General features: G+C 46.3%; 6 protein-coding genes, 1 pseudogene and 1 CRISPR repeat array. Of the genes and pseudogenes, 2 read left to right on the plus strand and 5 right to left on the minus strand.

The window, feature by feature from the left end:
- Window positions 1-22: 22 nt before the first annotated feature.
- Window positions 23-1,405 carry a D-alanyl-D-alanine carboxypeptidase gene (locus PMG25_RS06945; RefSeq protein ID WP_283766174.1) on the minus strand — a complete coding sequence of 461 codons (1,383 nt, stop codon included), beginning with the start codon at window positions 1,403-1,405 and terminating at the stop codon, window positions 23-25.
- 120 nt (window positions 1,406-1,525) lie between these two features.
- Here PMG25_RS06945 and PMG25_RS06950 point away from each other — a divergent pair, with 120 nt between their 5' ends.
- Window positions 1,526-1,849 carry a hypothetical protein gene (locus PMG25_RS06950; RefSeq protein WP_283766175.1) on the plus strand — a complete coding sequence of 108 codons (324 nt, stop codon included), beginning with the start codon at window positions 1,526-1,528 and terminating at the stop codon, window positions 1,847-1,849.
- Between the two features lie 551 nt (window positions 1,850-2,400).
- On the opposite strand, the pseudogene PMG25_RS24610 reads toward PMG25_RS06950, so the two are convergent.
- From PMG25_RS24610 to PMG25_RS06970, 4 genes and pseudogenes are all read right to left on the minus strand, one after another.
- Window positions 2,401-3,294, minus strand: a pseudogene (locus PMG25_RS24610) (glycosyltransferase family 2 protein); the annotation flags it as partial.
- A gap of 82 nt (window positions 3,295-3,376) precedes the next feature.
- Complete coding sequence (locus PMG25_RS06960) at window positions 3,377-4,849, minus strand: carotenoid oxygenase family protein (RefSeq protein WP_283766177.1); 1,473 nt, start codon at window positions 4,847-4,849, stop codon at window positions 3,377-3,379.
- Between the two features lie 119 nt (window positions 4,850-4,968).
- A complete protein-coding gene (locus PMG25_RS06965; RefSeq protein ID WP_283766178.1) occupies window positions 4,969-5,256 on the minus strand; it encodes a DUF2470 domain-containing protein in 288 nt (95 codons plus the stop codon).
- Window positions 5,257-5,303: 47 nt separating this feature from the next.
- A CRISPR array of direct repeats spans window positions 5,304-5,633; the repeat unit is 37 nt; unit sequence GTTTCAATCCCTAATAGGGATTTAAGGGTGTTTCAAC.
- Between the two features lie 210 nt (window positions 5,634-5,843).
- Complete coding sequence (locus PMG25_RS06970) at window positions 5,844-6,872, minus strand: cysteine hydrolase family protein (RefSeq protein ID WP_283766179.1); 1,029 nt, start codon at window positions 6,870-6,872, stop codon at window positions 5,844-5,846.
- A 112-nt stretch (window positions 6,873-6,984) separates the two neighbouring features.
- Between PMG25_RS06970 and PMG25_RS06975 the strand changes: the two genes are divergently transcribed.
- Complete coding sequence (locus PMG25_RS06975; RefSeq protein ID WP_283766180.1) at window positions 6,985-7,929, plus strand: hypothetical protein; 945 nt, start codon at window positions 6,985-6,987, stop codon at window positions 7,927-7,929.
- Window positions 7,930-8,018 lie beyond the last annotated feature (89 nt).

Here is an 8,018-nt window from a genome sequence, read left to right on the forward strand (position 1 = left end):
AATCCCCATCTTTTTAATCGGCTTATTGCACATTTTCAATGCGAGAGCCAGAAGTTGGGGATAAGCCCGGTTGTAAGTCTTCCGGTAGGCTCGATACGGCTCCCCATTGGCTGACGAGTTGGTTGAGGAAGGTTTCTTGCTCTTCACGGAAATCTTCGTAATAGCTACCGCCATTCAAGAGGGCAAACCAGACGATATCGTTTTGGGCGGTGGGTAAGGCTCCGGCAAGGGTGCTGACGACGTAGAGACTGCCGGATTTGACGACGGCAAATTTGGGTAAGGGGCGAGATCTTAAGATGCCTTCGTCTTGTCCGACAATGGCAACGACATCAGCAACATTCATTTGATGGGGTTGCAAAATTTTTTGTATGCCTAGGAATAAACCGACTGCTGCTCGTGGGGACATTTGGTTTTCTTCGCCTAATCCTGACCCATTAATCAGTTTAATCTCGGCGGGGGGGATACCGGCAACAGTGGCGGCTTTTTGGGAAACGAGTCCTGCTCCTCCGACCATATTGGCAAACATTTCTGCCATGGGATTGTTGCTGTATTGGTTCATTTTTTTGAGCAATTCGGCTACGGGGAGGGAGGAATAGCGCAGCAGGGGTTTAAGGTTCGCGGGTGCTGTGGTGACGGTTTTGATTAAACCACTGGCGCTCACTTCCGGTTGGGGGGTGTCGTCGGGTAGGGTTTCGTATTGCAGATAGGCTTGGTTGGGCCAAAGTTGGACGTTTAGACCTTGGCGTAATAGTGCGCCGGAGGTTTTGGGGTTGTCTTCATAGTTCATGTAAAATGAACCGACAATGACTAAATCTCCGGTTACTTGTTTGATTCCCAGATTGGTGAGGGCGTTACCGAGGGCGATCGCATCTTCCCAAACAAAAAATGGGTCGCGATCGCCGATAATCACTAAATCACCGTTAATCACTCCATTCTCCAGAGTGCCGGTATGGCCAATTTGGGTGACAAATTGATGTTTGGGGCCGAAAGTGTCTAATACGGCTAAGGTGGTGGCGATTTTGGTTAAGGAGGCGGCTGGTAATGGGGTTGTACCTTGATGGTTGGCGAGTAAGGTTTCTCCCGACTGCATCCATACCCCTTGACTGGCTTTGGGATAACCCTTGTTCGCCATGGTATCTAGGGTTTGCTGGACTTGGGCATTTACCTGGGGATCGGGATTTTCTGGCGCTGCGAGTTGAGTTGTGGGTTGAGCGACTGGTGTGGGACTGGGTGAGGGACTGGGTGTGACGACCTCTGGAGTTGGGGGAACATCGGGTTGAGAAACATCGGGGGGTGGCGCTGGAGGGATAAAGGCATCCTCTGATTCGCAGCCGATCAGCCCAAATGCGGCGATCGCCGGTAAAAGGGTTAAAGCACTTGCACGAGCAACGACACGCAATATCATATAATCAACACCCTCTCCAATATCCCCTTAAAACATTATCATAAAGTGGATAGAATTCCCTGTTCTTGCTTGAGTTCCTCCGAACTTGTTAAGCTTGAACCCATTGAGTTAAATCGACTGATGAGTAAACCTCTTGGCCTACCTCCGGCTGCGATCGGAGCTATTAAAGTTGGAGCGACCCTGCTGATGAGTGGGGCGATCGCTTTAGAATCCTATAATCTGATTCACCCGTTTATCGATTGGTCTGCACCGACGGCGATCGTTGGATTGATTATTTTAGAGCGTCTGGCTGTGATCGTCCATATTGTAGAGGCGATCGCTGCGGCCTATTTTGCCCCCTCCCACCAGCAACCGCCCCTAAAAACAGCGCTTTATACCTTTTTTGTAGGTACGGTGGGTTTGTTAGAACTGCTGAAGGGAGAACTTCAGGAAGATCGAGCTTAAATTGACGATTTGACCAAGACAATTTTGCGAACTTTTCCATTATTCGAGAGTCCTAACCGATCTCTAAACGCATTCAAAAAAATTGTCCAAGCGGCTGGAGACAATAGACTCGGACGGATCAATGAATAGGCTTCCTTAAGCTGTCTTTCTTTTAAGGCGACGATTCCCCAGTGCAGTCTTAGGTAATCTTGAACTTCTGCCAGTTCAGGAATAGGCGATCGCTGATGTATTTGCAGAACTTTATAAATTTTTTGTTTAAGATAAACTGAAGCATCATTATCTTTTTCGGGTCGATCTAAAGAAAACTTAAAACTTTTATTTAAGGTTTCATCTTCATTCAATAAATACCAAAATCGGGGTTGAGCAAGAATGGGTAATATCAGTTGAGTTCCCATGATAAATTTTCCTTGCTGCCAAGCTAATCGACTGGCTCGAATTTTAATTTTTGCTTGCAAAAGCTTAAGGGTTTCACGTCCATCAGTTTTCAAGGAAGAAGACTGAATAGTATTCACCCCCTGCTTTTCAATGGGGGGTGTAAATTTATCGGGATGACGACGATGGAATTGAGCTTGAACAAACAATTTCCAACCTAAAAAAGATAAAATATTGGGAACTATCATGTTCATGGCATCCCCTATTTTTTTCTGTTTCAGGGCCGACAATCCCCAATGAATACTTAGATAAGATTCAACTTGCTCCATGTTAGGAATTTCTTGTTGGTGTTTTGCCGTAACTCGTTGATAAATTTGGCTTTTGATTAAAAGATTCGTTTCTAAGCGTTTGGTCAGGGAGATTTTTTTATTATAAGCACCGGGCCAAACTGTCCGGTAAGCTAACATTTCATTAATAAATAAGGCATCTCCAAATTGGGAAATCTTGACCCAAGAATTAATATCATCGCAATTGGCATCTAAACTCGAATCCCAGCCTTGAGATTGGATAAAAGCATCCCGTTTACAAGCCACTTGAATGGGAGTGCCAAAGGGGACTAATTCAAGTAACATGCCATAATGAATATCTTCTTGAGGAATATAGAAGACTTTACCGGGGCCAGATTTTCGAGTAATACTTAATACTTTTTCCTCCAGGTTAACTTGGGCTGCTTGACAGGAACAAATGACGGCTTCAGGATGAAGGGCGATCGCCTCGATCATTTCTTCGATACAATTGGGTGCAAGATAATCATCATCATCAACAAATTTAATCCATTCTCCCGATGCAGCTTCGACTCCAGCATTGACGGTGGCTGAGTGGCCACTATTGACTGAATTTCGATGGTAAATGACTTGCTCTCCTAGACTTTCCACATAAGCTTGAGTATCGTCTGGAGAACAGTCATCAGCGACAACCACTTCACAGGGTACAGTTTGATTCAAAGCAGAATCGATCGCCCGCTTGAGCAAGGATAAACGGTTGTATGTAGAAATGACGATGCTAAATTTCATCAGTAGTTCTGGGTTTCAAGGAGAGCAATTAAGAGCGATCGCCTAAATACACCTTAATTTAATACTTAACTTGCACCCCCGATCAACCAATTCCCAGTTGTTGCTTAGGACTCCAGCTCCCATGTAATCCATAGGGAATATGATGTTGCAGATGGAGTCGTGCGGTAGGCCCCCGTTCTAGGTGTTGGGCATCTAAGATAATAATATCAGAGCGATGCTTTTGGCTTTCGTAAACAATAGAGATGAGCCAACCCCTATCTTCACCCTCCGATCCCGGTTGAGGAATAAAAACGGGTTCACTGACAAAACCATGGGGTGCAGCACTCCAAAATTGGGATTCTCCAGACTGGTTATCCCGCTTGAGAATCCCTTGTAGGGGAGCGCTACCCTGATGGTGATGAGCGGCTCCTAAATAGACATAACGGTGGTCTTTTCCCACCCATTGAGGATGAATCTGGGGAAACTCACAACATCGGGATTCTATAAGTTGGCAATCGCCTCTTAGGTGAGTTAAGTCTAGTCGAAAACGCCATAATTGGCTAGGTGCAAGTTGATTAAAATCTGTGTAACGAAAATCACTGCCCGGTTCGACTTCCGGAAAAGAGTTGTAACCGATTGAATCTAAAATAATTTGGTTTTCTGCTTCAAAGGCATTCACATGGTGAAACACAAATCCAGATTCAATTTCTATCTTTTTGATCGGTTGATTTCCTTGGCGGGGAATTACCCAAACTTTTGTTAAACTTTGGCGATCGAAGTCAATACATTCTCCCGGGCCGCGCAGTCCGAAGAAGAAGGGAAGGGGATTAAAGGATACTGGATTTTGCAAAAACAGATAATAGTGAGGCGTAATGGCGAAATCGTGGATAAAGCAGAATCCAGGAATTTCATGGGTACTTTGGCGTAGGGGTTGACCTTTAAGGTTCAATTCCCAGATGGTGAGTTGACTGTTTAAGCCAGGTTGAATGGAGAAGTTGACTAAACAGGGGTTACCTCGATCGCCATACGGGTCGATTTTGGGATGGGCAGAAAAGGCTTGACCGGGTTTTAAGAGGCCGTCAAGATGGTCTAATCCCAAGGTGTCTAAGGTTTGCGGATCGAGACGGTGGGGTTCTGCTCCTTCCCAAAGCGCTAAAAGGCGATCGCCCCAATAAATGATATGGGTATTAGCTAAATTCTTCATCCGCAGGTCAAAGAGATTAGCTAACCATCCCCCCGGTTTTTGAGTGCCAAATACGCCGCGATAGAGAGGTTTACCGGCTTTTTGTTCCTCTACATATCCGTGGGTACGCACAAAACGATTACGATAGTGGGCCCGACCTTCCCTAAAGGCGATCGCACTCACCATCCCGTCTCCATCAAAGGGATGGGCGATCGGATAGCCGCCAATATCTAACAATCCGGGGCCATTGCGTAGCAGGGTTCCATCTAAATCTTGGGGAATTTCCCCTTCTATATCTTCGATCCAATAATCGTATTCATGGGGTTGAGATTGGTATCCTTGACTCCACTGGTGCAGATCGTAGGATAAGGATGGGCTAGAATCGAGTCGCATAATTATATCAATTAACAATGGATATCATAGATATCGTAGGGTGGGCAGAAGTATAGGCGATATCATTCAAATTCTACCCAGAAACCCTGCCCACCGAACCCGATTGATCGCGCCAACGCTTAAGCCGAAGCCTTTTGCCTGGCTTGTTTCACCATAGCGATTAAAGTTTGGTGAGCGTCTTCAGAGTCCACCAATTGATGATCGAAGGCAATTCGTAAGGAAACCGATTTTCCTTCAATTTGAGCGGTAAGATCCATACCGTCAGGGTCGATCGCCTCCATTTTAGCGCTACTGGTTAAAGGCATTTGCCCAAAGGTTTGGGCATATAGGGCGATCGCCTCCGCATGGTCTTCATTCATATGCTTACATATGCGATCGCTCACTTGAGCTGTAATGACATCAGACATCAGATTCCCTCGAAACTTCCTCACCTATTCTAGTTTCGTTTCGTTTTGTTTCAATCCCTAATAGGGATTTAAGGGTGTTTCAACTGTCTATGGCGGATAGGCAGCGCTATGATATGCAGGTTTCAATCCCTAATAGGGATTTAAGGGTGTTTCAACATATTGGGTGAACAAGAACCAACCAAGATATTTAAGAGTTTCAATCCCTAATAGGGATTTAAGGGTGTTTCAACTCATCCTCAAAAATATCAGGGATTGTCGGAGAAGGTGGTTTCAATCCCTAATAGGGATTTAAGGGTGTTTCAACCCTCCTAGCAATGGGCATGGTGCAAATAGAAGAAGAGTTTCAATCCCTAATAGGGATTTAAGGGTGTTTCAACTAGTCCGACGCTACTTTGAAAACAAAAAACGCTGCAAGGGAGGCTGGGTAAGCGATACAGCGTTTTTGGACTCAACAGTGATTTTCACACCCCCCTAGCGTCGGATTTTAGGGGAATAGGGAATGGGGAATGGGGAATAGGGAATAGGGAATAGGGAATGGGGAATAGGGAATAGGGAATCTTCCCCATCCTCCCCATCCTCTCATCTCCTCACCACTGGGGCCAACTTTCCACCGGTTCAGTAGACTTGACTCGATGCATTCCCGCAGCCGCAAAGCGTGCAAACGCGGCATCCGCTTGTTCTGTAAAATCTACGGCTCCAGGGACAACCACGGGTGATGTACAATCTTCCAGTAGATAGACTCTTTGCGCCCACTGAGGATCGCGGTCTAAAATTTCCGTCAGCAGGTCAGAAACTGTCCAAGCCACACAATGACTTTTAGCTTGACCGGCAATAATCAGGCGATCGAAACTGAGTAAGGTATTGAGAAAGGACTCATTTTTAGAAGCGATTTTCTCTCCATTGGCTCCCGTTAACACCTCCGCACGCAAGGCTGAATAATTCTCCGTTAACGGATGACTGCCTTTAACATCAAACAAGGTTTGGCTATAGCGGGCCAAATTATGGAAAAATATCGCCTCTTCTACAGAAGAAACCAAAGCATGGCCAATACCTCCCAACATGGAATGATAGGGCCAAACTGTGAGCGGATATTTTCCTTCATCGCTGAGAGTTTGCACATAATGCAAGGCATAAGCTTGTAGGGCCTCGCGATCGCCACCCATGATAGACTGGGCTACAGCAGGATTCGCTCTCCATAAACCCTCCTGAACCGCTTCTAACGTAATGTTAGTCACCGCAGGGGTAGGATGCTCTCCAGCCTCATTGATCCAAAACAGAGGATGGAAAATTTGCATCGCGGTGTGGGTATCGAGGGTGGGAGCGATCGCCGTCAGGGTTCCCAAGTTACGATAAATAAACTCACACAAGCGTTGGTTATCCTCCACCGCTCCCCGTCCCGATGCACCCCCCACAAACAACTCAAACCCTGGTAAACAAAAAGTATTCTGCACATCGATCGCCAAGAGGCAAACCCGCAGGCGATCGTCCAACGCAGGCACAATTCCCTGATCTTGCGCCCACTTTCTGGCTTGCTCGGCCCGTTCCTGATAAGGCACTCGCCAAACTTCAGACACTTTATCAGGGTTAAAAAAAGTTGGAAGAGGATATTCAACCATAATTAAAATTCCTAAAAATCAACATCAATTCGATTAAAAATTTGCCACAGATTCCCAAATCCTCCTAAAATTCATCTACGGCCCCAACAGATCCCCATACCAGAATCCTCCTATGACCGATTTCAGTTTCACTGGATTATTCAGACTTCAAAATTTGCCCCACCTCATGGCCACCGTTCCCCTGGAACTGGGGATGATTAGCCTAGTGGCCAGTTTAGGATTTGTTCTCTCTGCACTCATGTACTTTAAAGCCTATCGCATAGGTCAAGTCCCGGTACTGATTAAACCCCAAGGTCGTTCCCAAAAGCCCATCGATTTTTTCTGGTATCCGTATAAAGGCACACCGAAATATCGTCAAGCCTATCAACAGGTCTATTGGGGGTCGTTTTGCTTAGTTTCTTCCCTCATGTTACTGGTAGCCGCCGTTTCTCCCACGGCCTATGTGGGGGTGGCGATCCTAGTGATGATCGGTTGTATCGTCACCTTTATTAGTTTTGTCCTCTTAAGTTCCGATTTAGCAGAAGTCGTGCTGTGGTCTACCAGTTTAGTCGCTTTGCCGTTAGTCTTTATTTTAGTACAATCGATAACCGGCCCCTCCGGGTTAGCCACATTAGCAGCATTTATGTCTGGTGCATTAATCAGCATTCCCTTTTCCACCGTGGTGATGAAACGGCTGCGATCGCATCCTCGATTTTGGTGTAGTGGGTGTAAACGTCCCCTTCAACACCTCCCCCCTCAAGATTTATTTGCCTATCTCACTGGATCGGAAAAACTGGCACAAAAACAGGGTCGAGTGGTGTTTGAAGGGCTGGAATGTCCGCGCTGTAGCGATCCGAGCATCTATTTCGGCATTCATATTCGCGCCTATATCAAACCTCATCAACCCTCTTTACCCCTACTTTCTCCCGCCCCTTCTACTGATCCAGCGTGGAAAGTGTTACTCAACCGGATTCAGTATCAGATTAAGACTTGGGTGCGATCGCAACTCCCCCCTTCTACTTCTGCTCCCGTCAAGGGGCGGGCGATCGCCGCTCCCCCTCGCAAGATCAATTATTAGGATTTTACAGCGCAACAGCCATCAATCCCCCTCCTAGTGGCTTGGCAAGCTTAATTTTGTGGGCAACGCGATCGCTGTAATTTATTCCA

The organism is Roseofilum capinflatum BLCC-M114 (assembly GCF_030068505.1).
Lineage (GTDB): Bacteria > Cyanobacteriota > Cyanobacteriia > Cyanobacteriales > Desertifilaceae > Roseofilum > Roseofilum capinflatum.

Bases quoted from the DNA above. Each gene is read 5' to 3' on its own strand.
- PMG25_RS06950 (WP_283766175.1), top strand. From the start codon at position 1,526: ATGAGTAAACCTCTTGGCCTACCTCCGGCTGCGATCGGAGCTATTAAA.
- PMG25_RS06945 (WP_283766174.1), bottom strand. From the start codon at position 1,405: ATGATATTGCGTGTCGTTGCTCGTGCAAGTGCTTTAACCCTTTTACCG.
- PMG25_RS06965 (WP_283766178.1), bottom strand. From the start codon at position 5,256: ATGTCTGATGTCATTACAGCTCAAGTGAGCGATCGCATATGTAAGCAT.
- PMG25_RS06960 (WP_283766177.1), bottom strand. From the start codon at position 4,849: ATGCGACTCGATTCTAGCCCATCCTTATCCTACGATCTGCACCAGTGG.
- PMG25_RS06975 (WP_283766180.1), top strand. From the start codon at position 6,985: ATGACCGATTTCAGTTTCACTGGATTATTCAGACTTCAAAATTTGCCC.
- PMG25_RS06970 (WP_283766179.1), bottom strand. From the start codon at position 6,872: ATGGTTGAATATCCTCTTCCAACTTTTTTTAACCCTGATAAAGTGTCT.